The organism is Mesorhizobium sp. AA23 (genome assembly GCF_001672435.1).
Taxonomy (GTDB): domain Bacteria; phylum Pseudomonadota; class Alphaproteobacteria; order Rhizobiales; family Rhizobiaceae; genus Mesorhizobium.
In genome coordinates, this window is the sequence record NZ_LYTP01000001.1 from 624,643 (window position 1) to 649,231 (window position 24,589).

The 24,589-nt window shown below is 64.1% G+C and carries 30 protein-coding genes and 2 pseudogenes; 16 read left to right on the forward strand and 16 right to left on the reverse strand.

From position 1 onward, the window contains the following. Positions 1 to 33 precede the first annotated feature (33 nt). From ruvA to A9K66_RS02995, 5 genes are all read right to left on the reverse strand, one after another. Positions 34 to 654, reverse strand: coding sequence for a Holliday junction branch migration protein RuvA (gene ruvA, locus A9K66_RS02980; protein ID WP_067319464.1), 621 nt, complete (start codon positions 652 to 654; stop codon positions 34 to 36). Between the two features lie 10 nt (positions 655 to 664). Next, positions 665 to 1,084 carry a type II toxin-antitoxin system VapC family toxin gene (locus A9K66_RS29025; protein WP_082953652.1) on the reverse strand — a complete coding sequence of 140 codons (420 nt, stop codon included), beginning with the start codon at positions 1,082 to 1,084 and terminating at the stop codon, positions 665 to 667. Continuing rightward, entirely contained in the window at positions 1,062 to 1,331 is a 270-nt protein-coding gene (locus A9K66_RS02985; protein WP_067319466.1) for an AbrB/MazE/SpoVT family DNA-binding domain-containing protein, read from the reverse strand. Before A9K66_RS02985 ends, A9K66_RS29025 begins: the two co-directional genes overlap by 23 nt. 53 nt (positions 1,332 to 1,384) lie before the next feature. Beyond that, a complete protein-coding gene (gene ruvC / locus A9K66_RS02990) occupies positions 1,385 to 1,897 on the reverse strand; it encodes a crossover junction endodeoxyribonuclease RuvC (RefSeq protein ID WP_067001770.1) in 513 nt (170 codons plus the stop codon). A gap of 213 nt (positions 1,898 to 2,110) precedes the next feature. Next, entirely contained in the window at positions 2,111 to 2,641 is a 531-nt protein-coding gene (locus A9K66_RS02995) for a DUF1465 family protein (protein ID WP_067001767.1), read from the reverse strand. A 524-nt stretch (positions 2,642 to 3,165) separates the two neighbouring features. On the opposite strand from A9K66_RS02995, the gene A9K66_RS03000 reads away from it, so the two are divergent. Next, a complete protein-coding gene (locus A9K66_RS03000; RefSeq protein ID WP_067319698.1) occupies positions 3,166 to 3,717 on the forward strand; it encodes a DUF2269 family protein in 552 nt (183 codons plus the stop codon). 38 nt (positions 3,718 to 3,755) lie between these two features. Here the strand turns inward: A9K66_RS03000 and A9K66_RS03005 are convergent, their stop codons facing one another. Next, complete coding sequence (locus A9K66_RS03005) at positions 3,756 to 4,526, reverse strand: sulfite exporter TauE/SafE family protein (protein ID WP_067319468.1); 771 nt, start codon at positions 4,524 to 4,526, stop codon at positions 3,756 to 3,758. Between the two features lie 193 nt (positions 4,527 to 4,719). On the opposite strand from A9K66_RS03005, the pseudogene A9K66_RS03010 reads away from it, so the two are divergent. Then, positions 4,720 to 5,179: pseudogene (locus A9K66_RS03010) on the forward strand (GNAT family N-acetyltransferase). 109 nt (positions 5,180 to 5,288) lie between these two features. Here A9K66_RS03010 and A9K66_RS03015 read toward each other — a convergent pair. Then, positions 5,289 to 5,939, reverse strand: coding sequence for a class I SAM-dependent methyltransferase (locus tag A9K66_RS03015; protein WP_245307362.1), 651 nt, complete (start codon positions 5,937 to 5,939; stop codon positions 5,289 to 5,291). Between the two features lie 226 nt (positions 5,940 to 6,165). Between A9K66_RS03015 and A9K66_RS03020 the strand changes: the two genes are divergently transcribed. The 8 genes from A9K66_RS03020 (at position 6,166) to A9K66_RS03055 (ending at position 13,215) form a co-directional block, all read left to right on the forward strand. Then, the gene (locus tag A9K66_RS03020; RefSeq protein ID WP_067319470.1) at positions 6,166 to 6,813 is read left to right on the forward strand and encodes a thiamine phosphate synthase; all 648 of its coding nucleotides are present in this window, start codon (positions 6,166 to 6,168) and stop codon (positions 6,811 to 6,813) included. Between the two features lies 1 nt (position 6,814). Further along, positions 6,815 to 7,975, forward strand: coding sequence for a tetratricopeptide repeat protein (locus tag A9K66_RS03025; RefSeq protein ID WP_245307364.1), 1,161 nt, complete (start codon positions 6,815 to 6,817; stop codon positions 7,973 to 7,975). A gap of 132 nt (positions 7,976 to 8,107) precedes the next feature. Next, positions 8,108 to 8,674 (forward strand): elongation factor P, encoded by a 567-nt coding sequence (gene efp, locus A9K66_RS03030; RefSeq protein ID WP_067001754.1) that lies wholly within the window; start codon positions 8,108 to 8,110, stop codon positions 8,672 to 8,674. 25 nt (positions 8,675 to 8,699) lie between these two features. Further along, a complete protein-coding gene (locus A9K66_RS03035) occupies positions 8,700 to 9,500 on the forward strand; it encodes an inositol monophosphatase family protein (protein ID WP_067319472.1) in 801 nt (266 codons plus the stop codon). Between the two features lie 193 nt (positions 9,501 to 9,693). After that, positions 9,694 to 10,386 (forward strand): hemolysin III family protein, encoded by a 693-nt coding sequence (locus A9K66_RS03040; protein ID WP_067319474.1) that lies wholly within the window; start codon positions 9,694 to 9,696, stop codon positions 10,384 to 10,386. A 105-nt stretch (positions 10,387 to 10,491) separates the two neighbouring features. Next, entirely contained in the window at positions 10,492 to 11,511 is a 1,020-nt protein-coding gene (locus tag A9K66_RS03045; RefSeq protein WP_067319476.1) for a MotA/TolQ/ExbB proton channel family protein, read from the forward strand. Position 11,512: 1 nt separating this feature from the next. Continuing rightward, positions 11,513 to 12,541 (forward strand): peptidoglycan -binding protein, encoded by a 1,029-nt coding sequence (locus tag A9K66_RS03050; protein ID WP_067319478.1) that lies wholly within the window; start codon positions 11,513 to 11,515, stop codon positions 12,539 to 12,541. A 248-nt stretch (positions 12,542 to 12,789) separates the two neighbouring features. After that, positions 12,790 to 13,215, forward strand: a complete 426-nt coding sequence (locus tag A9K66_RS03055; protein ID WP_067319480.1) for a hypothetical protein — start codon at positions 12,790 to 12,792, stop codon at positions 13,213 to 13,215. A gap of 88 nt (positions 13,216 to 13,303) precedes the next feature. On the opposite strand, the gene A9K66_RS03060 is transcribed toward A9K66_RS03055, so the two are convergent. After that, a complete protein-coding gene (locus A9K66_RS03060) occupies positions 13,304 to 13,657 on the reverse strand; it encodes a DUF1304 domain-containing protein (protein ID WP_067319482.1) in 354 nt (117 codons plus the stop codon). A gap of 147 nt (positions 13,658 to 13,804) precedes the next feature. On the opposite strand from A9K66_RS03060, the gene A9K66_RS03065 reads away from it, so the two are divergent. Then, complete coding sequence (locus A9K66_RS03065) at positions 13,805 to 15,289, forward strand: peptidase M32 (RefSeq protein ID WP_067319484.1); 1,485 nt, start codon at positions 13,805 to 13,807, stop codon at positions 15,287 to 15,289. A gap of 19 nt (positions 15,290 to 15,308) precedes the next feature. Here the strand turns inward: A9K66_RS03065 and A9K66_RS03070 are convergent, their stop codons facing one another. Beyond that, a complete protein-coding gene (locus tag A9K66_RS03070) occupies positions 15,309 to 17,111 on the reverse strand; it encodes an ABC transporter transmembrane domain-containing protein (protein ID WP_067319702.1) in 1,803 nt (600 codons plus the stop codon). A 205-nt stretch (positions 17,112 to 17,316) separates the two neighbouring features. On the opposite strand from A9K66_RS03070, the gene rpmE reads away from it, so the two are divergent. Then, positions 17,317 to 17,538, forward strand: coding sequence for a 50S ribosomal protein L31 (rpmE, locus tag A9K66_RS03075; protein WP_040974396.1), 222 nt, complete (start codon positions 17,317 to 17,319; stop codon positions 17,536 to 17,538). A gap of 92 nt (positions 17,539 to 17,630) precedes the next feature. Here rpmE and A9K66_RS03080 read toward each other — a convergent pair whose 3' ends face one another. Beyond that, on the reverse strand, positions 17,631 to 18,269 hold the full coding sequence (locus A9K66_RS03080) for a TetR/AcrR family transcriptional regulator (protein ID WP_067319486.1): 639 nt from the start codon (positions 18,267 to 18,269) through the stop codon (positions 17,631 to 17,633). A gap of 110 nt (positions 18,270 to 18,379) precedes the next feature. Between A9K66_RS03080 and A9K66_RS03085 the strand changes: the two are divergent. After that, a pseudogene (locus tag A9K66_RS03085) lies at positions 18,380 to 19,206 on the forward strand (NAD(P)H-binding protein). A 1-nt stretch (position 19,207) separates the two neighbouring features. Continuing rightward, positions 19,208 to 19,684 carry a DUF1772 domain-containing protein gene (locus A9K66_RS03090; protein WP_067319488.1) on the forward strand — a complete coding sequence of 159 codons (477 nt, stop codon included), beginning with the start codon at positions 19,208 to 19,210 and terminating at the stop codon, positions 19,682 to 19,684. 29 nt (positions 19,685 to 19,713) lie between these two features. Here the strand turns inward: A9K66_RS03090 and A9K66_RS03095 are convergent, their stop codons facing one another. From A9K66_RS03095 to A9K66_RS03105, 3 genes are all read right to left on the reverse strand, one after another. After that, positions 19,714 to 20,025 carry a SelT/SelW/SelH family protein gene (locus A9K66_RS03095; RefSeq protein WP_095799760.1) on the reverse strand — a complete coding sequence of 104 codons (312 nt, stop codon included), beginning with the start codon at positions 20,023 to 20,025 and terminating at the stop codon, positions 19,714 to 19,716. A 32-nt stretch (positions 20,026 to 20,057) separates the two neighbouring features. Beyond that, complete coding sequence (locus A9K66_RS03100) at positions 20,058 to 20,807, reverse strand: YebC/PmpR family DNA-binding transcriptional regulator (RefSeq protein WP_067319492.1); 750 nt, start codon at positions 20,805 to 20,807, stop codon at positions 20,058 to 20,060. Positions 20,808 to 21,024: 217 nt separating this feature from the next. After that, positions 21,025 to 21,348 carry a helix-turn-helix domain-containing protein gene (locus tag A9K66_RS03105; protein WP_067001718.1) on the reverse strand — a complete coding sequence of 108 codons (324 nt, stop codon included), beginning with the start codon at positions 21,346 to 21,348 and terminating at the stop codon, positions 21,025 to 21,027. 51 nt (positions 21,349 to 21,399) lie between these two features. On the opposite strand from A9K66_RS03105, the gene A9K66_RS03110 reads away from it, so the two are divergent. Beyond that, the gene (locus tag A9K66_RS03110) at positions 21,400 to 21,882 is read left to right on the forward strand and encodes an SRPBCC domain-containing protein (protein ID WP_067001716.1); all 483 of its coding nucleotides are present in this window, start codon (positions 21,400 to 21,402) and stop codon (positions 21,880 to 21,882) included. 25 nt (positions 21,883 to 21,907) lie between these two features. Beyond that, a complete protein-coding gene (locus A9K66_RS03115) occupies positions 21,908 to 22,297 on the forward strand; it encodes a VOC family protein (RefSeq protein WP_278053523.1) in 390 nt (129 codons plus the stop codon). 1 nt (position 22,298) lies between these two features. Here A9K66_RS03115 and A9K66_RS03120 read toward each other — a convergent pair whose 3' ends face one another. The 3 genes from A9K66_RS03120 to A9K66_RS03130 form a co-directional block, all read right to left on the reverse strand. Then, a complete protein-coding gene (locus A9K66_RS03120; protein ID WP_067001713.1) occupies positions 22,299 to 23,066 on the reverse strand; it encodes a TerC family protein in 768 nt (255 codons plus the stop codon). 80 nt (positions 23,067 to 23,146) lie between these two features. Further along, positions 23,147 to 23,971 (reverse strand): YmdB family metallophosphoesterase, encoded by an 825-nt coding sequence (locus A9K66_RS03125; protein WP_067319494.1) that lies wholly within the window; start codon positions 23,969 to 23,971, stop codon positions 23,147 to 23,149. A 190-nt stretch (positions 23,972 to 24,161) separates the two neighbouring features. Then, positions 24,162 to 24,587, reverse strand: coding sequence for a DUF3592 domain-containing protein (locus tag A9K66_RS03130; protein WP_067319495.1), 426 nt, complete (start codon positions 24,585 to 24,587; stop codon positions 24,162 to 24,164). Between the last annotated feature and the right edge of the window lie 2 nt (positions 24,588 to 24,589).

Genomic DNA, 24,589 nt, shown 5'->3' on the forward strand with positions numbered 1-24,589 from the left:
TTGCATACGGCAAGGACCGGGACAAGCGCCACCTCACCGCGCCAGTTCCTTCAGGCCGAAGCGGATCAGCTTCGAGGCGTCCGCCCCTTCGCCGGCCGACTTTAGGGCCGCGGCCACCGCATTGGCGGCGATGTCGCGCGAATAGCCGAGATTGACCAGCGCCGAGACCGCGTCGGTGATGGGTGCTGCCGCCACGCCTTCGCCAAGCTCCTGCTTGAGGCTGATCGTGCCGGTGGCGGCGCCCGCATAGGCCGGCGCCTTGGTGCGCAATTCGGTGACGATGCGCTCGGCCACCTTCTTGCCGACGCCCGGTGCGCGCGACACCATGGCGATGTCGCGCAACGCGATCGCATTGGCGAGGTCGGGCGGCGCCAGCGTCGACAGCACGGCCAGCGCCACCTTGGCGCCGACGCCCTGCACATTGTTCATCAAAAGGCGGAACCACTCGCGCTCGAGCGGGGTCTGAAAGCCGTATAGCCGGATCATGTCCTCGCGCACATAGGTCTCGATGAACAGCACCACCGCCTCGCCGGGGGACGGCAGCGATGCCAATGTGCGAGCCGAGCAATGGGCGACATAGCCGACGCCGTGCACGTCCACGATGCAGGAATCCTCGTCGATCTCATCCAGCGTGCCCTTCAGCTTGCCGATCATGTCCTGGCCTTCATGGATGCGTTTCCGGAGAGACGATTTCGAGGTCGGGGAAATAGCTGCGATAGCGAGGAGCGTCGCGCGTCAATAGGCGGTGACCAGCAACGGCCGCATGAGCGCCAATGAAAAAATCCGGCAAGGTCCGCTCTCGAACACCGCCGGCCCGCCGATAACGGGAATGTGCCAACCCAGCCAAGAATGCGGCTTCCCAGGGCAAAAACTCGCGATCCATTTCAAGCCTCTCGGCTGCTTTCCTCAGCATTGCTTCGGAAGCAACCAGGGGAGCAAGCTCGGACCAGACGATGCTGTTGATGACCAACGCGCCATCGCGTCGGCAGGAGATAATCGCGGACGAAGACCATTCCGTCAGCGGCCCAGCCGGACCCCAGACGTCAATGAGCACGTTTGTGTCAATCAACGTCGAGATTTTCACGTGGTCCCCTCAACCACTCCATGTACTCGTCCGTCGTCATGCCGCCCAAATCCAGCGTCCCCTCCATCTTGCCGAGGACCTCTTTGAATTTGCGGGCAGCTTCCTCCTCCGAAATGTTTTCGTTGACGGCGACAAGCCGGGCGCCCTCGTCCGTAGCCACGAACTGGACCTCCGAACCCGGGCCTATGCCCAAGTGGTCCCTTATTTGTTTGGGGATCGTGACTTGCCCTTTGGTGGTCACACGCATGGTAATACTCCGAAGGTATTACTTACTGCGCAAATGAGAACAAGTCAAGAACACTACCCGGCCAGCGCCGCCATTCGGTAGGCGACGCTTTGACGGTGATGCGCATGACATATGGCGATGGCCAGGGCATCGGCGGCATCGTCGGTCTCGAACACCGCTTTCGGCATCAGCACTTTCACCATCATATGGATCTGCTTCTTCTCGCCGTGACCGACGCCGATCACCGCCTTCTTGACCGCGTTGGGCGCGTATTCCGCTACCGCCAGCCCGGCGCGCGCCGGCACCAGCATGGCGATGCCGCGCGCCTGGCCGAGCTTCAGCGTTGCTGTGGCATCCTTGTTGACGAAGGTCTGCTCGATCGCCGCCTCGTGCGGCATGGCCTGGTGCAGCACTTCGGCGAGCCCATCATGCAATTGGCAGAGCCTCGTTGCGAGCGGCGCCTTGTCGTCGGAACGCACGGTGCCGGAGGCGACGAAGCGCAGCGAATTGCCGAGGCTCTCGACGATGCCCCAGCCGGTGCGCCTCAGGCCCGGATCGATGCCGATGATGCGAATCGCTTCCCCCATGCGCCAAGTCTAACCTCGGCGCATGGCGATGCCAGTGAATTGTGAACAAACCAGAAACAGCCTGTGCCGGGGATGGGCTGCTTCAGAATTCGATCCGATGAGTCGTAAGGCGGCGTTCTCGAGAACCGGTGCGGAGCGTGCTTTGGTATGCGAGCACCGGACGCGCAAGAAACAGCGCCAGATGGCCATCAGAGCGAATTTTGGAGCAGCCTGTTAGCCGCGGGCGAAGGCCGTGTTCAGCAGGCTGATCTGATCGGAGACCGGGTTGGCGCGGCGGCCGGCGGCCGGCGTGTCGTGCATGGCGCCGCCGTAGATCTCCTCGTCCATGCGCTTCACCAGCGCCTGCAGGCGCAGCGACCGGCTCACCAGGTCCAGGAAGTCCTTTGGCAATTCGCTCCAGCCCAGCGCCTCGTCATGCGCGGAGGCGGTATCGAGCCGCACCTTGGATTTTTCCGAGGCGACCTGGTCGCGGGTCATCTCGCCGGAATTGGCCGCGCGCTGCAAAAGCAGCCAGGAGGCGACCTGCATCAGCCTCGTGGTAAGACGCATCGATTCGGCCGCATAGAGCGTCGCCGCCGTGCGCGACAGCTTCTTGGCTTCGAGCCTGCCCTTGCCGTCAAGATATTCGGCCGCCTGTTCGACCAGGCCCATGCCCTCCTGGTAAAGCGGCTTGAAGGATTGGGAGAAAACCCGGCGTTCCGCGAGCTTTATGGTTTTCGCGCTGCCCTTCGAAGGCTCGTTCATCGATACGCCCCTGCACTGCCGCAAGCCGATTCGGCATCCTTGCCGATACGTCCTGCACCCTTAAACGACTGAGGCTTGAAAATGCGCTTCGATGCCCATGAAGGCAAGCGCATGTTTAACAAACGGTTAACGCCGAGGCGCGTTGTCCGCCGGCGGCCAACGAGCAAAAAAAGAGCCGCGGATAAGGCGGCTCTCAGGAGTTTAACAGGGAGGCGTCAAACAAAGTGGCTCCAACCACTCGGTAAGAATCCAGACAAACTGGATGGGTCCTAGTAAACGCCTGTAAAGCTTAATGAAGGCTTAACGCCGTGCGGAATTTTCAAGCGAACGGACTTTTCCTGTGCCGGAACGGGACGGCCCGGCTCCCTCCCGCGCCATCCAGCCCTGGATGCATATGGCGGCGCCGAAACATCGGTCCCGCCGCCGCGACATCGTTTCGAAACACGCTCCGCGCTAAACGCCCGCTCCTCTCAATGGCTGGCGCAGTCGACGCCGTCACCGATCAAGAAATGCAGGAGCACACCATGGACTGGTATTCGATCGTCAAATTCCTTCACGTCGTCTCGGCCATCCTGTGGGTCGGCGGCGGCTTCGTCCTGTTCCTGCTCGGCGTGCTCGCCGAGCGCGCCGGCAACATCCAGGACAAGCTGCAAGCGATGCGGGCGAGCGGCGAGCTTGGCGGCCGCTTCTTCGCGCCGATGTCGATGCTCACCCTGATTTTCGGCCTGATCATGTGCGGCTTCTGGGTCGGCTTTTCCGACCTGTGGATCATCATCGGCCTTGTCGGCTACGCCACGACCTTCTCGATCGGCATGCTCGTTTTCAAGCCGACCGGCGAGCGGATGGGCGCCATGGTCGCCAACGAAGGCGTGACGCCGGCGGTTCTCGCCATCGGCCAGCGCATGATGCGCTGGGCGCGTTTCGACTACGCGGTGATGCTGGTGATCATCGCCGACATGGTGCTGAAGCCTACGCTTCACGACATCGGCATCCTCGCCGGCATGGTGCTGGTGATCGCGTCCGGCGCAGCGCTTGCGCTTGGCGGCGGCCGCCAGCTGGTGCCGAGCGCCGCTTGATCCTTCTGTGGCGGGCGGCCGGTGCGCCGCCCTGCCCGTTAAATCAGGCCGGCAATACCGTCCCAGAGCAGCTTGAGCGCCACCACCGCCACCGTCGCGTATGTGAACGGGTAAAACACCTCCGGCCGCATGCGGCGCACCAGCCAGGCGCCGGCGATGGTGGAAAGCGGCGCCAGCGGCATCAGCGCAAACGATGCGGTGAGATTGGTGCTGTCGAACTGGCCAAGCGCGAAATAGGGAATGAGCTTCAGCGCGTTGGTAGCGGCGAAGAAGATCGCCGCCGTCCCTGACAGCACCTTCGGGTCGAGCCGGATTGGCAGCGCGTAGACCTGGAAGGGCGGGCCGCCGACATGGGCGACGAAGCTGGTGAAGCCCGCAACGATGCCCCAGAACGCCGCAGCGATGCGGTTCGGCCCCACCTCGTGGTCGGCGCCGTGGCGAAACTGCAGATAGATCCAGCGCAGGACGAAGACCAGCGCGACCGCGCCGACGATCAGCCGCACCATTTCCTCCGTCACCAGGGCCGCCGTTAGCCAGCCGAGGCCGATGCCGATGACGGCGCCGGGCATCATGTCGACCAGCATCTTGCGGTCATAGACGCCCCACCATGTCCACACCGAAACGATGTCCATCAGGCAAAGGATCGGCAGCAGGATGGCCGCCGCTTGCACCGGCGGGATGGCCAGCGCCATCAGCGGCACGCCGACGAAGCCCACGGCGCCGCCGAAGCCGCCCTTCGACAGGCCGACAAGGATGACCGCCGGAATGGCGGCGGCATAGAACCAGGGATCGCTGAGCAGGCCTGACATGGAGATACGGGGACAAGAAACGGCTGGAGGATGGCGGGAGACTTGCAATAGACCACAAAGCGAAAGACCGCGATAGCCGAAGCGCGCCCGTCAGCCGGTCGGCGCGCGATCAACTGTCCGTAATGCGGCCTGCCGAGTTTGCGGCTGGCGGCGGGCCATGCAAAAGGTCACCCGCCCAGCATGAGGTTTGACGATGAGCGAAGTCCTGATCCGCCGCGCGGACAAAGCCGATCTTGCGGCGATCGTCGCGATGCTTGCCGATGACGCGCTTGGCCGCGCCCGCGAGAATGCAAGCGTGCCTTTGGCGCAAGCCTATCAGGACGCCTTCGCGACCATAGACGGCAACCCGAACCATTTCCTGGCGGTGATGACGGACGGCGCCGAAGTCATCGGCACCTTGCAGATCAGTTTTATCCCGGGCCTGTCGTTGCAGGGCGCTTGGCGCGGCCAGATCGAGGCGGTGCGCGTCGCGGCGAGCCGGCGCGGAGACGGGCTCCCGGCATCGCCTGCTGGAATGGGCGATCGAAAGATGCCGCGAGCGCGGCTGCAGGGTGGTGCAGCTGACGACCAACAAGAGCCGGCTCGACGCGCACCGCTTCTACGAACGGCTCGGCTTCAAGGCGAGCCACATCGGCTACAAGCTGGATATTTGACGCACCCGCGCGGGCGATGCCGCCGACCTCTCATCGTCGCGCCTGAACCAGAAGAAACATCGGCCGCTCGACCTCTTTGGCCAGTTCAGGCCTGGCGGCGATCTGCCCTTCAGTTGGACAGAATTCCTCCACGCGGCCGATGGTGAACCCGGCCTGGATCAGGTTGTTGAGCGTGGTGCCGAGTGTGCGGTGGTGCTTCACCACGCCCTCGGAGAACCAGTCGGTCGTGCGCGGCCCTTCCACCAGATACTGATCGACGGGCCAGACGTTCCTTCCTGCGGCGTCCACGGACCAGCCCGGATTGCTTGGAGCCATGAAGATCGGATGCTCCGTCGAGAAGACGAAGAAACCCGCCAGGGACCAGGGCCTGGTAAACCGTCGCGAACAGCCGCGCGGCATCGCTGACATAATGCAGGGCAAGCGAGCTATAGGCGAGGTCGAAGCGCGCCTTCGGCAAACTGAGCTCGTCGAGGTCGACGCGCTCATAGGCTATGGCTTCGTCGGAGCCGGCGGCGCGTGCTCGGGCGAGCATCCTTTCCGACAGGTCGAGGCCCAGAACCTGCTTGGCTCCGTGCGCCCCCGCCCAGCGGCAGAACCAGCCGAAGCCGCAACCGAGATCGACGATGCTTAGACCACCCACCTTCGGCAGCATGGCGCGCAGAACCGGCCACTCGGGCGCGCCGTCCAACCCTTCCACCGAACGATGCAGACGGCTGTAGCCTTCGAAGAAATCGGCCTTGTCGTAGATATTTTGCGCCATGCTCTTCCCGTGCTTTCGCTTGCTAACCTAGCGGTCGTTTCGTTAGCGTCCATCAGGAGCTTCAACAGGCCGTCTGTCAGTCCTTGAAGATTGGCGCAAGCCGCTGCTGCCGCGACGCTTTTCAGCGGCGATCTTCGCCCGCCTCCTGTTCAAGCCGGACGCTTTGCTCTATGCCGCAATGCCACCATGTTCGCCCGGCATAGGCGAAAACCGGGATCGAAGACCGATGAATGAAGCAACCCCGCCCAATCGCTGCCGAATCGTGCTGATCGCGCCGCCGCTTGTAGCTCCCGAGCACATCTGCACCGCCTTCGACGGCGGCGACGTCGCCTCGCTGATCCTGCCCGAAAACGGCATGGATGACGCCGCCTTCCAGGCCTTCGCCGAGAAGATCGTGCCGATCGCGCAGGCAGCCGGCGTCGCCGTCATCATCGCCGGCGACAGCCGCATCGCCGGCCGCGTCCATGCCGACGGCATCCATGTCGAGGCAAACCGCCAGGAACTGGCCGAGACGATCGAGCGCTTGGCCGACAGGATGATGGTCGGGGCGGGCGGCGCCAAGACCCGCGACGAGGCGCTGGAGCTCGGCGAGGAGCGGCCCGACTACATGTTCTTCGGCCGCTTCGGCTATGACAACAAGCCCGAGCCGCACCACCGCAATCTCGCTCTCGGTGAATGGTGGGCCCAGATGATCCAGATTCCTTGCATCGTGATGGCCGGCTCCGAGCTTGCGTCGGTGGAAACGGTAGCGGCCACCGGCGCCGAGTTCGTGGCGCTCTCCAGCGCCGTCTTCGCCGACGGACTCGATCCGCGCGCGGCGGTCGCCGCGGCCAACGCGCTGCTCGACCAAATCGCGCCGCGCTTCGAGGACTGACGTGCGCTGGCCCAGGCTTTCCTTCGCGGCGTTGGCCGCTGCCTTGACGATCCAGGCGGCCGCTGCGCTGGCCGCCGAGACCCCGCCGGTGCCGCAGCCCAGACCGGACACGACCACACCCGACACGAGCGCGCCGGATACAAGCGCCCCTGCTAGCGGCGCCCCGAATACAAGCATTCCGAATATAAGCGCCCCAAATACCGGCGCCCCGAATGCTGCCGCCCCGAATACTGGCGCGGCCCATGCCGATAAGCCGATCGAAACACCGCTGCCACAGCCGGCAACGCTTCAACCGCCATCGGCCGATACCATCAATCCCGATCGCTTCGGCGCCAAGCTCCCGGACGCCGCCTACGGCGCCTTCCAGCGCGGCCTCTATAAGACCGCCTACAACCTTGCCTTGGTGCGGGCCAAGAACGGCGACCCCGCGGCGCAGACACTGGTCGCCGAGATCCTGTCGCGTGGGCTGGGCGTGCCGCTCAACGCGGCAGAGGCCGCGAAATGGTATGGGCTCGCCGCCGAGCAGGGCGTGCCGGAAGCACAGTTCCAATATGCGCTGATGCTGCTCGACGGACGCTATGTGAAGAAGGACGCCAAGGAAGCCTATGCGCTGATGCAGGCCGCCGCCGAGGCGGGCAACCGCCTGGCCCAGTTCAACTTCGCCCAATTGCTCGTCCAGCAGGATCCGGGCGATGCCGGCATCGCCAAGGCGGCTGTGTATTATGAGCGCGCCGCCAGTACCGGCCTTGCCGACGCCGAGTACGCGATGGCGCAAATCTACGCCAACGGCGCCGGCGGAAAACCGCGGGACGACGCCAAGGCACGCACCCTGCTGGCGCAGGCCGCCCGGCAGAACTACGACACCGCGCAACTTGACCTCGCCGCATGGATGATCGAGGGGCGCGGCGGCGATCGCGACCTGAAATCGGGCTTTGCCTGGATGAGGCGCGCGGCCGAAGGCGGCAATGTCGCCGCCCAGAACCGCCTCGCCAAACTCTATATGGGCGGCATCGGTACCGACCCCGATCTGATCCTGGCCGGAGCCTGGTATATCGTCGCCCGGCGCGCCGGGTTGATCGACCCGCAGATGGACGATTTCCTGCAAGGCCTCGACGACGGTCAGACCAAGCAGGCGCTGCAGAAGGCGAACCGGCTGCCCTGAAAAGACGGCTCACGGCATCGGCCATCTCCATGAGCGTTCGCGACGCCCTCCCTTGCCACTCAATGCGATTTGTGGTCTTGGAGGCGCCAAAGCGCGCTCCGCGCCAAAAATCTCATTCCGGATCAGTTCAACATGGCCAAGATCAGTGGCAGCGAAATCCGTCCCGGCTATGTCATCGAGCATGACGGCGGCCTCTGGGTCGCGGTCAAGACCAACACCGTGAAGCCCGGCAAGGGCGGCGCCTACAACCAGGTCGAGCTGAAGAACCTGATCAACGGCACCAAGCTCAACGAGCGCTTCCGCTCGGCCGAGACCGTCGAGCAGATCCGGCTGGAGATGAAGGATTTCTCCTTCCTCTACGAGCAGGGCGACGCGCTGGTTTTCATGGACACCGAAAGCTACGAGCAGCTCGAACTGAACAAGGATTTCGTCGGCGAGCGCGCCGCGTTCCTGCAGGACGGCATGATGGTCACGGTCCAGCTCTATGAGGAGCGGCCGATCGGCATCTCGCTGCCCGACCAGGTGACGCTGACCATCACCGAGGCCGACCCCGTGGTGAAGGGCCAGACGGCGGCGTCCTCTTACAAGCCTGCAGTGCTGGAAAACGGTGTCCGCGTCCTGGTGCCGCCCTTCATCTCGGCCGGCGAGCGCATCATCGTCGACACCAACGAGATCACTTACGTGCGTCGCGCAGAATAAAACGGCCAACACAGGAAGAAGAAGAATGGCGCGTTCCGCTCTCCTCAATGTCATGGTCCAGGCCGCGATGAAGGCCGGCCGGTCGCTGTCGCGCGATTTCGGCGAGGTGCAGAACCTGCAGGTCTCGATGAAGGGGCCTGGCGACTATGTCAGCCAGGCCGACCGCAAGGCCGAAGAGATCGTCTTTACCGAACTGTCGAAGGCGCGGCCGGGCTACGCCTTCCTGATGGAGGAGCGCGGCGCCGTCGACGGCGAGGACGGCCAGCATCGCTGGATCGTCGACCCGCTCGACGGCACGACCAACTTCCTCCACGGCATCCCGCTCTTCGCGGTCTCGATCGCGCTCGAGCGCCAGGGCCAGATCGTCGCCGGTGTCGTCTACAATCCGGCCATGGATGAGCTCTATACCACCGAGCGCGGCGGCGGCGCCTTCATGAACGACCGCCGGCTGCGCGTCGCCGGACGCGCCAAGCTCACCGATGCCGTGATCGGCTGCGGCGTGCCGCATCTTGGGCGCGGCCAGCACGGCAATTTCCTGATCGAGTTGCGCAATGTCATGGCCGAGGTCTCCGGCGTCCGCCGCCTTGGCTCAGCCTCGCTCGATCTCGCCTATGTCGCGGCCGGCCGCATGGACGGGTTTTGGGAAACCGGCCTTTCGGCCTGGGACATCGCCGCCGGCGCCCTGCTCATCCGTGAAGCGGGCGGCTTCGTTTCGGATATGGATGGCGGGCAGGACATGCTGGAGGCCGGCTCCATCGTCGCCGGCAACGAGCTTATCCAACGCGCCCTCTTGAAGACGGTAAAGAAGCCGCTGGCTGCGCGCTGAAGCGCCCCTATCGCATCACCCCGAAATCGGAATTGATTCGCTGACCTCCGGTTCGGAACGGATAAGCGCAAATCAAAGGGCTGCAGCCTCCTTTGCGCGTCGAAAAGGACGCGCAGCGCGCTCGTCGCAAAACCGCAACCGAAGCTTGAAATACTGATCCGCGACTGCCCAGATTATGGTTGCAGGATCATTCATGAACGACGCTCGCGCAAATACAACGATCGAAATCCCCTTTGTCGGCCGCTGGCACTATTCACGCGCCGAGATGATCGCCGATGGCATCGTCCATGCTGTGGGCATCGTGCTGGCGATCGCCGCCGGCTCTGCCTTCCTGGCTTTAGCCGCCTTCCATTCCGGCCCGGGTGAGTATGTCGCCGCCGTCTTCTACGTTGTGTCGCTGCTCACCGTGCTGTCGGTATCGCTGGCCTATAATTTGTGGCCGATTTCGTGGCCGGCGAAGTGGATCCTGCGCCGCTTCGACCATGCCGCGATCTATCTGCTGATCGCCGCCACCTACACGCCTTTCCTGGCCCAGCTCCACACGTCCGCGCTTGCCATGCCGATGATCGTTATCGTGTGGAGCGCGGCGGCAATGGGCATCGCCATCAAGATGTTCCTGCCCGGGCGCTACGACCGGCTGGCGATCCTCTTCTATCTCGCCATCGGCTGGAGCGGCGTCGTGCTCGCCGGACCGCTGGCCGCGACGCTGCCGCCTGCCTCCGTCATGCTGCTGGTCGCGGGCGGCATCGTCTATTCATTGGGCGTCATCTTCTTTGCCTGGAAAGGCCTGCGCTTCCACAATGCCGTCTGGCATGGCTTCGTCGTCACCGGCGCCGGGCTGCACCTGGCCGCCATGGTCGACTGTCTGGTCATCAGCCGTTTTTGAAACGACCCGCGCGGGGCGATATTGTCAAGCACCATTCAATTTGGTCACAATTCCGTTTAGAGTCGCGGCAATTCTGCGGCGGGTGGCATCGGAAACGGGGCACGGATGGCTTTTCTCAGATCCTTCGGCAGGCGCTCGGATGTCCTGGTCTACGATCCGCACAAACTGTCGAGCCCGCAGGTCTTCCTGCTCACGATGGTGATCTTCCTGGTCATCGTCGCCTTCATCGCCGCCATCCTCACCCGCCAGATCTCCTCCGCCTTCTCCAGCAATCCCGGCCTCAACGGGCTGATCATCGGCGTGCTCGCCGTCGGCATCCTGCTCGCCTTCGCCCAGGTGGGCCGGCTGTTCAGAGAGGTGCGCTGGGTCAACTCCTTCCGCGCCGGCTCCGAGACCACCGAGCCGGTGCTCCTGGCGCCGATGAAGGCGATGATCGGCCGCTCGTCGACGATCGCCTTCTCGACCTCTTCGATGCGCACCATGCTCGATTCCATCGCCACGCGCCTCGATGAAAGCCGCGACACCTCGCGCTATCTTGTCGGACTGCTGGTGTTTCTCGGCCTGCTCGGCACCTTCTGGGGCCTGCTCAACACCATCGCCTCAATCCGCGAGACGATCGAGGCGCTCGACCCCGGCAGCGGCGATGCCGCCGCCGTACTCGACGCGCTCAAGCAGGGCCTCTCGGCGCCGCTCGCCGGCATGGGCACGGCCTTCTCGTCCTCGCTGTTCGGCCTCTCCGGCTCGCTGGTGCTCGGCTTCCTCGACCTGCAGGCGGGCCGCGCCCAGACCCGCTTCTACACCGAGCTCGAGAACTGGCTGTCCTCGGTCACCGATCTCTCGTCCGATATCGTCGTGTCGGAATCGGCGCGCGCCGAGCCGTCGGAGGAGATCCGCCTGCTGTCGGAACGGCTGCGCAGCCTGCAGGAAAACGGCGGCGGCTCCAACCCGCGCGTCGCCACCGCCATGGCCAACCTGGCGGACGGCATTTCCGGACTGGTCAAGAACATGCGCTCCGAACAGCAGATCATGCGCGACTGGGTCGAGGCGCAGTCGGACGAACAGAAGGCGATGCGCAACACGCTGGAAAAGATCGCTGACGCCCTGAAGAAGACCGGAGTGCACTGACGTGGCGCTGGCAAGGCGGCGCGCCGATCGCCGCATCGACTACTGGCCCGGCTTCGTCGACGCGCTGTCGACGCTTCTGCTCGCCATCATGTTCCTGCTGACGGTCTTCGTGTTGGCGCAATTCCTGCTCAGCCGCGAAATCTCCGGCAAGGACACGGTGCTCAGCCGCCTCAACTCGCAGATCAACGAGCTGACGCAGTTGCTGGCGCTGGAGCGCTCGAACAGCCAGGACAAGGAAGATACGCTCGCCAATCTGCAGGCCTCGCTGTCGGCGGCGGAGGCGGAAAAGAGCCGTCTTCAGCAATTGCTGGAGCAGGGTGCCGGCGCCGGCGACGCGGCCAACAAGCGGGCAGACGCGCTGTCCGGCGAACTCAGCAACCAGCGCCAGATCAGCCAGCAAGCGCTGAGCCAGGTCGAGATCCTCAACCAGCAGATCGCCGCACTGCGCAAGCAGATCGCGGCGCTCGAGGACGCGCTCAACGTGTCCGAGCAGCGCGACCGCGAGTCCAACACCAAGATTGCCGATCTCGGCCGCCGCCTGAACGTGGCGCTGGCGCAGCGCGTCCAGGAGCTCAACCGCTACCGTTCCGATTTCTTCGGCCGACTGCGCGAGATCCTCGCCGACCGCGAGAACATCCGCATCGTCGGCGACCGCTTCGTCTTCCAGTCGGAAGTGCTGTTCCCGACCGGCTCCGACGAGATCAACGATGCCGGCAAGGTCGAGATGAAGAAGCTCGCCGATGCCGTCATCGAGCTGCAGAGGGAAATCCCGCCCGAGATCAGCTGGGTGCTGCGCGTCGATGGCCACACCGACAACAAGCCCTTGTCCGGCACCGGCCGCTATCGCGACAACTGGGAGCTGTCGACCGCCCGTGCGACCTCGGTGGTGAAGTTCCTGATCGAGAACGGCGTGCCGGCGAACCGGCTGGTAGCCGCCGGCTTCGGCGAATTCCAGCCGCTCGATCCGGCCGACACGGATGAGGCGCGCAGCAAGAATCGCCGAATTGAACTGAAGCTCACCGAACGTTGATCCGGCATCACGCGAACTCACGCGAATTTGTTCGCAGGCTCAACTCTAGCGCGCAGAAGCTCGCCGGCAAGGCCTGAAAACATTATCTTTTTTTAATTACACTCGGCGACTTGGAGGCCCTAATTTGCTGCGCAGGGCCGGGAACCGCCGGCGATGCCTCCCATCGCGACGCGACGGAACCGGACGGCCCACTAGCTCGGAAGCAGAGCGGGATGGCCGCTCCTTCCCCAGCAGGAGGACGCGCCGTCATGCGCGCTTTGACATCTCTCAAGACTGCAACTCTCGCCGCGATTCTGATTGCCGCTCCGCTCGCCGGCGCCTACGCCGCCGGACATCACAAGGGCGCTCTCGACGCAACCGATCCAACCGACTTCACCGGACCGCGGGTGACCAGCCTGATCGAGCAGGTCCAGGGTGTGGATCAGGGCATCGCCGACGCGCGGCAAGCAAACGACATCTCGGCCTCGGAAGCGCAGCAACTGCATATGCGCGCCGCGCACATCAGCCAGGTGGCCGAGCACGTAGCCGCTTCGGATCACGGCAGGATTCCGGCTGCGCAATATCACGATCTGCTGCGCCGTCTCGACAATGTCGACCAGAAGCTGAGAACCGATACCGGCAGCGGCTTCCTGATGGGCGACGGCGCCGACGGCGGTCACTATCCGAACGGCTGAGCGGTTTCGGGCCGCGACTGCCGTTTCGAGACCAGGAAGGGACGATCTGGCGCCCGAGGGACCTGGCCCGAGGGCGTCCTTTTTTCAGTCACCGGCCGAGCCAAAGCGCGATAATGGCAAGCACCGCAGGCAGCGTCTGGACGAACAGGACCTTGCGGCCGACGGTCGCCCCGCCATAGAGGCCGGCGACGGCAACGCAAAGCAGGAAGAACATCTTGATCTGGAACCCACCGGTGCCGAGATAGAGCCCCCAGATCAGGCCTGTAGCAAGAAAGCCGTTATAGAGCCCCTGGTTGGCGGCGAGCACTTTCGAGGCGCTGGCGAAGTCCGGCTTGAGGTTGAACGCCTTGTGGCCGCGCGGCGTGTCCCACAGCACCATCTCCAGATAGACGATGTAGCAGTGGATCAGCGCCACCAGCCCGGTCAGGATATTGCCGATCATTGTCCCCTCCGCTCGTTGGCCCCAACCTTGATCACGCAGCGCTGTTGCAAGGCAAGGTGGGCTGATCCGGAACGGGCGGATCAGGGTTGCCAAGCTGCGCGCCTTGGTATCTTTTCGCGCCAACCCCTTTGCAGCCGGAAACTCTCCATGTCCTTCCAAAAACTCGATCAGCTCGGCCATAGGCTCGAAGCGCTGGAACATGCGCTGGCCATTCTCGGCGCCGATGAGGCGACCCACATGGCGGTTGGCGGCGGCGAGAAGCGCGCCGAGGCGATGTCGGCCTTGGCCGGCATGCTGCACGCCCAGGCTACCGCACCGGAGATCGGCGACTGGATCGCCGCCGCCGAAGCCGAACCGCTGAACGACGAGCAGCAGGCTGCGGTGAGGGAACTGCGCCGCCAATATACCAACCTCACCTGCCTGCCGGTCGAATTTGTCGAGCGCCAGACGACGGCGCGCATGCGCTCCGAGCAGCTCTGGCGCGACCTGCGCGCCAAGAATGACTGGGCGGGCTTCCTGCCGGCACTGGAAGGCGTCGTGACGCTGGTGCGGGAAGAAGCGGCGCTGCGCGCCGAGGCGCTCGGCCTCGCCCCCTATGACGCGCTGATGGAGCAGTACGATCCCGGCAACCGCGCCGCCGACATCACGCCGGTGTTTGTCGAGCTGAAGGCTTTCCTCAAGGATTTCCTGCCGCATGCGCTGGCGATGCAGGATGCGCGGCTGGCGAAGCACGCGCTCAAGCCGCTCTCCGGCAGCTACGCCGTCGAGAAGCAGCGCGAGCTTGGTCTTGCCATGATGGCGGCGGTCGGCTTCGACCTCACCCATGGCTCGCTGGCGGTATCGCACCATCCCTTCTGCGGCGGCGTGCCGACCGATGTGCGCATCACCACCCGCTACAAGACTTCCGATTTCCTGTCGGCGCTGATGGGAGTGCTGCACGAGACCGGCCACGCGCTTTACGAACAGAATCTGCCGAAAGCCTGGTCGCACTGGCCGCTCGGCAAGGCGCGCGGCATGGCCGTGCATGAGAGCCAGAGCCTGTTCGTGGAGAAGCAGATCGGCCGCAACCCCGCCTTCTGGCGCTGGGCGCTGCCGGTTGTCGAGAAGCATCTCGGCGAAGCCTGGTCGATCGACGACATCCTGCCGCATGTCCATCATGTGGAACGCGGCTTCATCCGCGTCGACGCCGACGAGGTCACCTATCCGCTGCATGTCATCCTGCGTTACGAGCTCGAGCAGGAGCTCGTCTCAGGACGGCTGGAGGCCGCCGACCTGCCCGAGGCCTGGGATGCCAAGATGCGCGACTATCTCGGCCTGTCGACCATCGACAACCCGGCCGACGGGCCGATGCAGGACGTGCACTGGCCGGGCGCCGCCTTCGGCTATTTCCCGTCCTACACCCTGGGCGCCATGATGGCGGCACAGCAGTGGGCCGCCTTGACCAGGGAGCATCCGTCAGCCGACGGAGATCTCGCCAAGGGCGACTTCAGCGCCATCAATGAGTGGCGACGCGACAAGATCTGGTCGCAGGGCTCGCGCTGGTCGACGCCGGACCTGCTCGAGCGCGCCACCGGCGAGAAGCTCAACGCCGTTTACTTCACCGAGCACCTGCGCAAGCGGTACGGCGACTGATAACGCCTGCCGGCGGGCGCTACTCCGCCGCGCCCTTGAAGGCGCTCGCTCCGGTCTCGAACTGCAGCTTGGCGAGCCGCGCATAGGTGCCGCCCTTGGCGACAAGGCTTTGGTGGGTGCCTTCCTCGACGATGCGCCCGCCTTCCATGACCAGGATGCGGTCGGCCTTGAGTACCGTCGCCAGCCGGTGGGCGATCACGATGGTGGTGCGGCCGCGCATCAGCCGCTCCAGCGCCGTCTGCACCAGCGTTTCGCTTTCGGCGTCGAGCGCCGAGGTCGCCTCGTCGAGCAGCAGGATCGGTGCGTCGCGCAGAATGGCGCGGGCGATCGCCACGCGCTGGCGCTGGCCGCCCGAAAGCGTCACACCGCGCTCGCCGACCTGGCTGTCATAGCCCTTTTCAAGCTTGCCGATGAATTCGTCGGCAAGCGCCGCCTTTGCCGCCGCCTCGATCTCGGCATCGCTGGCGCCCGGCCGGCCGAAGCCAATATTGTCGGCAGCACTGGCCGCGAAGATGGTGACGTCCTGCGCCACGATGGCGATGCGCTGGCGGATTGCGGCCGGATCGGCCTGGCGCAGATCGACGCCGTCGATGACGACACGGCCGCTCTCCGGATCGTAGAAGCGCAGGATAAGCGAGAAGACGGTGCTTTTTCCCGCGCCCGAAGGACCGACGATCGCCACCGTCTCGCCGGGCTTCACCTGGAAGCTCAGCCCATGCACGGCGGCCCGGTCCGGCCGCGCGGGATAGGAGAAGGAGACATCGTCAAAGCTGATCGCGCCCTTGGCCTTGGCCGGCAGCGGCTGCGGATCGGCGGGCGCCTGAATGGCGGGCTTCTCGGCCAGGATCTCGGTCAGACGCTCGGCGGCGCCCGCCGCCTGCGACAGCTCGCTCCACACTTCCGACAACGCGCCGAGTGCGCCGGCGGCGAACACCGAATAGAGCAGGAACTGGCCGAGCGTGCCGGCCGACATCGTGCCGGCAAGCACGTCGCGCGAGCCGAACCAGAGCACCGCCACCACCGATGAAAAGATCATGAAGATGGCGAAGAAGGTGAGAAAGGAGCGGGCGAAGACCGACGTGCGCGCCGCCTCGAAGGCGGCCTCGACGGCGGCCGAGAAGCGCCCCGTCACCAGCTTCTCGTTGGTGAAGGCCTGCAGCGTGCGCACGGCGCCGATCTGCTCGCTGGCATAGGCAGTGGCTTCCGCCAGCGTATCCTGCGCCAGCCGCGACTTGCGCCGCACCGAACGGCCGAAGGCGACGAGCGGCAGCACGATCAGCGGGATGGCGGCCAGTACCAGGCCGGACAGTTTTGGGCTGGTGAAGACCATCATCGCCACGGCACCGACGCCGAGGATGAGATTGCGCAGCGCGACCGATGCCGTGGCGCCGACCGCCGACTTCACCTGCGTGGTATCCGCGGCAAGCCGCGACACGATCTCGCCCGACTGCGAGCGATCGAAAAAGGCCGGCGAGAGCGTCGTGACATGGGAGAAGACATCGCGGCGGATGTCGGCGACGACCCGCTCGCCGAGCGTGATGACGAAGTAGTAGCGGCTGGCGGACGCCGCCGCCAGCACGGCCGCCATCAGCACCAGCGCGGCGAAATACTCGGCAATGAAGGTAGTGCCCGCCGCCTGGAAGCCGTGATCGATCATGCGCCGGACGGCCATCGGCAGGGCCAGCGTCGTCCCTGCCGCAACGATCAGCGATATGATCGCGCCGACCGCCAGTTTGCGGTACTGCATGACGTACGGAAAAAGGTTCCTGAGCGGCCGGACCGAGCGCCTGCGCTCGTCACCACTGACACCAATATCCGCCATGAGCGTTTCCTCTGGCCGCGTGTTCGTCATGCGCTTCAATATGCGCCTGCCGCGGCCTTGTGATTCAATTCCGGCTGATGTATAGGCTCGCCGACCGTTTTAGAAGCCGTGGCTTTTCATTAGCTGCGGCTTCGAGTTTTAAAAAGGGGCGCATCGACGCAGGCCATCGGCCCGTCACCAGCGCCGGCAAGCCAGGAACACGACAATGAAGGCCGATATCCATCCCGACTACCACACCATCAAGGTCGTCATGACCGACGGCACCGAATACCTGACCCGCTCGACCTGGGGCAAGGAAGGCGACACGATGAACCTCGACATCGACCCGACCACGCACCCGGCCTGGACCGGCGGCCAGCAGACCCTGCTCGACCGCGGCGGCCGCCTGTCGAAGTTCAAGAAGCGTTTCGAAGGTTTCGGCCTCTAAGCCTTTCTAAACGTGTCGCAGATCAAAAACCCGCCTCCGAGGCGGGTTTTTTGTTGGCCACAGACGCTGCGGGAAACCCGACCAGGTTGTACCTACCCTTCCACCAGCTCCCGCAGCGCCATGCGCTTATAGGCCGCGACCAGCCTGTCGCCCTCCTCCCGGTCGACGGAGATCGCCAGCCGCATGACCGCCTCGCCCATCTGCCAGACTAGCAGCGCCGCCGTCTCCATCGCCACGGTATCTGCGCCGGGACGCAACCGCTTCAGCACCGCGACGAGGAATCGGGCATTGGCCCGGCTGTCGGCCAGTTCGAGTTCGCGCAAGGCCTTGTCGGCCTGCGTGCCCGACCAGATGTCGCGCATCACCGGTTCGGCCAGGAACATCCCGTAATAGATGTCGACCAGCTCCGAAAACGCCCGCTTCAGCCCCTCGGCGTCGCTGACGTCCTTCAGCGCCGCCGAGATGCAGGCCTGGCTTTCGGCGGTGTAGCGCTCGGCCAGCGCCCAGACGATCGCCCGCTTGTCGGGAAAGAACTGGTAGAGCGAGCCGATCGACACCCCTGCTCTTTCCGCCACCTCGCCCATGCGCATGGCATCGCTGCCTTGCTCGGCGATCAGCGCCGCGGCGGCGGCAAGCATCCGCTCGACCCGCTCGCGGCTGCGTTGCTGCGTCGGCGCTCGCCGGGGCATTGCGATTTCCTGGTCGAGCTTCGCGGCTACCCTGCCTTGCATGAGCTTCCTCCGAAAGATCCTCGAGAAACTGGCTTGACTCACAAAATACGAGGGTTTATCACTTTTGCAAACATGAGGATTACTCATATTCAGAAAACCAGGAGATCGAGATGACCGACACGTCACAGAAACCGATTTTGATCCTGGGCGGCACCGGCAAGACCGGCCGGCGGCTGGCCGAACGGTTGATCGCCCGCAGGATCCCGGTGCGGATCGGCTCCCGCGCAGGCACGCCTCCCTTCGACTGGTCGGACAAGAACACCTGGGGCGCGGCCCTCGACGGCGTCGGCGCCGTCTACATCAGCTACTATCCTGACATCGCGGTGCCGGGCGCCGCCGAAACTGTCGAGGCGTTGGCCAAACTTGCCGTCGAGCGCGGCAACAAGCGGCTGGTGCTGCTCTCCGGCCGCGGCGAGACGGAGGCTCAGCGCGCCGAGGAAATGGTCAAGGTTTCCGGTGCCGATTGGACGATCCTGCGCTGCTCATGGTTCTCGCAGAATTTCAGCGAAGGCTTCCTCATCGAATCCATACTCGAAGGCGAAGTCACCCTGCCGGTCGGCGCTGTCGGCGAACCGTTCGTCGATGTCGACGATATCGCCGATGTCGCCGAAGCCGTGCTGACGGAGCCGGGCCATGCCGGCCAGCTTTACGAACTCACCGGCCCGCGTCTGCTGAGCTTTGCTCAGGCCGTCGCCGAAATCGGCAAAGCCACTGGCCGCGACATCCGCTATCGGCGGATCTCGCATTCACCGAAACGGTGGCTGCGCACAACCTGCCGCCGGAATTCGCCTGGCTGCTCAACGAGCTCTTCAGCGAGGTGCTCGACGGCCGCAACGAAACGTTGACCGACGGCGTGCAGCGCGCGCTCGGCCGCCGGCCGAAAGACTTCTTCGCCTATGCAACCGAAACCGCAGCCAGCGGCGTCTGGAGTAACTGAGATGATGAAAATTCTTCCCGCCCTCACCTTCATTGCCGCGATCGGCTCTGGCGTGGTCGGCGGCGTCTTCTTCGCCTTTTCCAATTTCGTCATGGCAGCACTTGCCAGGCTGCCCGTCCCAGCCGGCATCGCAGCGATGAATTCGATCAACATCACCGTAATTACGCCCGCCTTCATGACGGCGCTTTTCGGCACCGGCCTCATTTGTCTGGTGCTGATTGCCGCCGCCATCGCGGGTTGGAGCCAATCGGGCTCGTACTGGCTGCTTGCCGGCGCCGTAATCTATCTCGTCGGCAACCCGATCGTGACCATGATCTTCAACGTGCCGCTCAACGACGCGCTGGCCGCCGTCGACCCGGCCAGCAGCAACGGCGCCGCCGTGTGGGCGAACCATCTGCGCCAATGGGTAATGTGGAACCACGTCCGCACCATCACCGCGATCGTGGCGATGGCCTGCTTCATCCTGGCGCTGATTTGAAGAGAGCGGCCAGCGGATAAAACACCGCCTCAGGCGGGGTCCGTCTTCTTGTGCGTCTTGCGGTCGGCGTGTCCCAGATCGCGCTCCGGGTCGATGACATCGCGGACCAGCTGCTTGAGCTTCGCCGCCTCCGGAAAACCGCCGTCGCGCTTACGCTCCCAGATAAGCTGGTCGTTGCAGGAGATCGTGAAGATGCCGCCGGTGCCCGGCACCAGCGTCACCTCGCCGAGATCGGTACCGAAGGTCGAGAGCAGCTCCTGTGCCATCCAGCCGGCTCTGAGCAGCCACTGGCATTGCGTGCAGTAGGTGATGCGGATGGCGGGCCGCGGCTTCTCGCTCATGTCGGATCGAGTTCCGCTCATAGATCAGCCGATCAGGCCGCGCTGAGCTTGGCCATGGTTTCGTCGTCGACCTCGAAATTGGCGTAGACGCTCTGCACGTCGTCGTCGTCCTCGAGAGTGGCGACCAGCTTCATCAGCGACTGCGCCCGTTCTTCATCGACCGGCACATTGTTCTGCGGCTGCCAGATCGGCTTCACCGACTCCGCTTCGCCGAGCGCGGCTTCGAGCGACTTCGATACCTCGCCGAGATTTTCGAAGCTGCAATAGACGGTGTGGCCTTCCTCGTCCGACTCGACGTCGTCAGCACCGGCCTCGATCGCGGCTTCCATCACCGTGTCCGCGCTGCCGGCCGAAGCCGGGTAATAGATCTCGCCGACGCGGTTCCACATGAACGACACCGAGCCGGTTTCGCCGAGCGCCCCGCCGGCCTTGGTGAAGGCGGCGCGCACATTGGACGCCGAGCGGTTGCGGTTGTCGGTCAGCACCTCGACGATCAGCGCCACGCCGCCGGGGCCATAGCCCTCATAGCGCACGGCCTCGTAGTTCTCGGCATCTCCGGCGGAGGCCTTGTTGATGGCGCGCTGGATGTTGTCCTTCGGCATCGACACCGCCTTGGCGTTCTGCACCGCAAGGCGCAGCCGCGGGTTCATCGCCGGGTCCGGCGTGCCGGTCTTGGCGGCGACGGTGATTTCGCGTGCCAGCTTGGAAAACATTTTCGACCGCACCGCATCCTGGCGGCCTTTCCGGTGCATGATGTTCTTGAACTGCGAATGGCCAGCCATGGCACCCCTGTCGTGTTCGGCTAGAGCATTTCTCGGCCGGGCGCGATCACCCGGCAAATGCTCGAATTCAAAATTTCAGAACGCTGCAAGCGTGCCTGCGAAGGCCCGCGGGGCTCTCTGTCGGAATGGCCGGCTTATAGATAAATCGGCTCAATTCGTCCAGCCGGACCGTCGACCCTGACGGCGGACAGACCGAGATTGCCCTTGCAGCGCGGCATCATCCCTCCAGATCCGACTTCAGCCGGTCGAGGATGCTGATCGCATGGCCCGCATATTGGCCGATCCAGCGGTCGTGGATCTGCCTGATCGGCAGCGCGTTGAGATGGTTCCAGCGCTCGCGCCCCTCGCGCCTCGCCACGACCAGATCGGCCTCTTCCAGCACCTTCAGATGCATCATGACCGTGCAGCGATCCATGTCCGGGAAAGCCTCGCAGAGCGCCCCGGTGGTCTGCGGCTGATCCTTGAGCCGGTCGAGCAACTCGCGCCGGCGCGAGTGCGCCAAGGCCTTGAAAACACGATCGTCCGAGGTTGGGCTTGACATGTTATGTTTTTATAACATATTGTTTCACGAGGCAAGGAAGGAGCTGTGGATATGTCTCTTGGATTCAGGATTTCCGGACGCATCGGCAAGCCGGTCGCCGAAGTCTTCGACGCCGTGGTCAACCCGACGAAGCTCAGCGGCTATTTCACCACCATTGGCGGCGCCTCTGCTCCGCTGGTCGCCGGCACCACCGTCACCTGGTGGAAGACGGTGCCGGTCGAGGTCGACGAGGTGATCAAGGATAGGCGTATCGTGCTGCGCTGGGACGCGGCCGACACTGACGGCAAGCCGGCCTACAAGACACGCATCGAGATGAACTTCGAGCCGTTGGACGACGGCGGCACCTTCGTTACCATCGCCGAGGCCGGCTGGCACGAAGGCGAGGTCGGACTGAAGAAATCCTACCTCAATTGCGAGGGCTGGTCGCAGATGCTCGCCTGCATGAAGGCGTATCTCGAATACGGCATCAATTTGCGCGACGGCTATTATCGCGCCGAGATGAAAGGCGAGCCGGCCAACGAGACCAATATTTGACTCCTTTGAGCGAGGAGGCCCGGCCGTGAAGGTAACGCCGTTCCTGATGTTCGAAGGTCAGGCCGAGGAGGCCATGACCCTCTATTGCGACACCGTTCCAGAAAGCCGCGTTGTCGACGTCACACGCTATGGCGCCGGTGAGGACGGGCCCGAACGTGCGCTCAAGCTGGCCCGTGTCGTGATCGGCGGCACTGAGGTCATGGTCTTCAACAGCCCCGTGCATCACGCCTTCTCCTTCACGCCGTCGTTCTCGCTCTTCGTCGACTGTTCCTCCGAGGAGGAGCTCGATCGCATTGTCGGGGTGCTGGCCAAGGACGGCGCGTTTCTGATGCCGACCGACGATTACGGCTTCAGCCGCCGTTTCGCTTGGCTCAACGACCGCTTCGGCGTTTCCTGGCAGATCAACCTGCCCTAGTTTAATGCCCGCCGCCGGACCGCTGCTTCTTTCGACGCCGCGCCAGCATGTTGAGGCCCTCGACCAGCGCGGAAAAACCCATGGCGGCGTAGATGTAGCCCTTGGGCACGTGATAGCCCATGCCGTCGGCAATCAGCGTCATGCCGATCATCAGCAGGAAGCCGAGCGCCAGCATCACGATTGTGGGGTTCTTGGCGATAAAGTTGGCGAGCGGCGTCGCCGCCAGCATCATCACGCTCACCGCCACGATGACAGCGATGTACATGATGGCGATCTCGTCGGTCATCCCGACGGCGGTGATGATGGAATCGATCGAGAAGACGAGGTCAAGCAGCAGGATCTGGAAGATCGCGCCGGCCAGGCTCATCTGCAGTGTGCCGCCCATCATCGAGTCCTGATGATCCTGCGGATCGACCGTGTGGTGGATTTCCTTGGTCGCCTTCCAGACAAGGAACAGGCCGCCGGCGATCAGGATCAGGTCGCGCCAGGAAAAGCCATGCCCGAACGCCGTGAACACCGGCGTCGTCAATTGCACGATGATCGAGATCGTGGCGAGCAGCACCAGCCGCATGCCCAGTGCCGCCGAGATGCCGAGTTTGCGGGCGCGGGCGCGCTGCGCTTCCGGCAGCTTGTTGGTCAGGATCGAGATGAAGATCAGGTTGTCGATGCCGAGCACCACCTCCAGCACCACCAGCGTCAGCAGCGCGATCCAGGCTGTGGGATCGGAGACAAAGGCAAAGTGCGGCGCCAGGAACTCGACAAGCTGCATGGAGGTCGTCCCCTCTACGATCTAGAGCAGTTTTCGCGGGTTTCGTCGCCAGTTAGGTACGACCGGTGCTCATATCAATATCATGACCAGAAGGACGGCGCGGTTTCCTCGAGTCTCGGCCCGCGGCGAAACGGCGCGATCTTCTCGGCGAGCCCGGTGCGGTCGGAGATTTCCACGCCGACGCCGCAGAGCGTCGCCGGTCCATTCGCGGCCTCGAAACGACCTTTCGGCACTTTCGACAGGAAGCGGTTGAGCGGCTCTTCCTTGTCCATGCCAAGCGAGGAATCATAGTCGCCGCACATGCCGGCGTCCGAAATATAGGCGGTGCCGCCGTTGAGTATCTGATGATCGGCGGTCGGCTGGTGCGTGTGGGTGCCGACCACAAGGCTGGCACGGCCGTCGACGAAATGCGCGAAGCACATCTTTTCCGAAGTCGCCTCGGCATGGAAATCAATCACTACTGCGTCGGCCTGTTCGCCAAGCGGACAGGCGGCAAGCTCGCGCTCGCCGGCCTGGAACGGATCGTCGAGCTCGGGATGCATGAAGACGCGCCCCATGATGTTGGCGACCAGCACCCGCGCGCCGTTCCTGGCGATATAGACGCCAGAACCACGCCCCGGCGTGCCCTTGGGAAAATTGGAGGGGCGCAGGAAGCGCTCCTCGCGCGGCGCGAAGACCAGCGCGTCGCGCTGGTCCCAGACATGGTTGCCGGTGGTGACGACATCCGCGCCCGCCGCGAGCGTCTCGCGAAATATCTCCTCGGTGATGCCGAAGCCGCCGGCGGCGTTCTCGCCATTGACGATGACGAAGTCGAGCTTGAAGTCGGATATCAAGCCCGGCAGCTGTTCCCACACCGCCGTGCGCCCAGTTTTTCCGACCATGTCGCCGAGGAAGAGAAGTCTCATACGATCCCGCGTCGAAAGTCCGCCAAGCAAAAGCTGCATGACTTTCCGCAAAAGATCATGCGTTTCTCAACCGCTGTTCTACAATTGCGGCGTGAACCGGCGCAACCCGCTCCCGGTGAGTATTTCCGGGATGATCACATGATGGTCTTATACGGCACCACCGCCCCGTCCTAGCAGCCGACGGCGACGTCTAACGCGCGCTCCGTCCGCGCAGCCAGAAAAACCAAACGTAGAAGACGGTGAAGCCGCCGGTACCTGCAAGGATCAACAGCATGCCGCGCCAGCCCTTCATTCCGGCGGTATCGAGGGTCGCTGGATCGCCAGGGTCGTAGTAGAATTTCACCTTGTCGCCGATCGACGCCTCGTGGAGACCGACAAGGTTTCCCTTTCCGGACCAGGTCATCGGCACGTCGTCAACCATATAGGCGAGGGCGACATTGATGCGCTCTATGGCGAGGCCATTTTTGTGCATTTCAGTGAAAGGACTGACATCCGTCACGGTAGCGACCGTCTGCCCCCAGGCGGCTTGGTGGTACAGGGTGGTTCCGGTGATATGCAATCCCATTGCAAACAGTGCTGCCGCGATCAGAGCAAACGGCATCAGGATGAATCGCATGA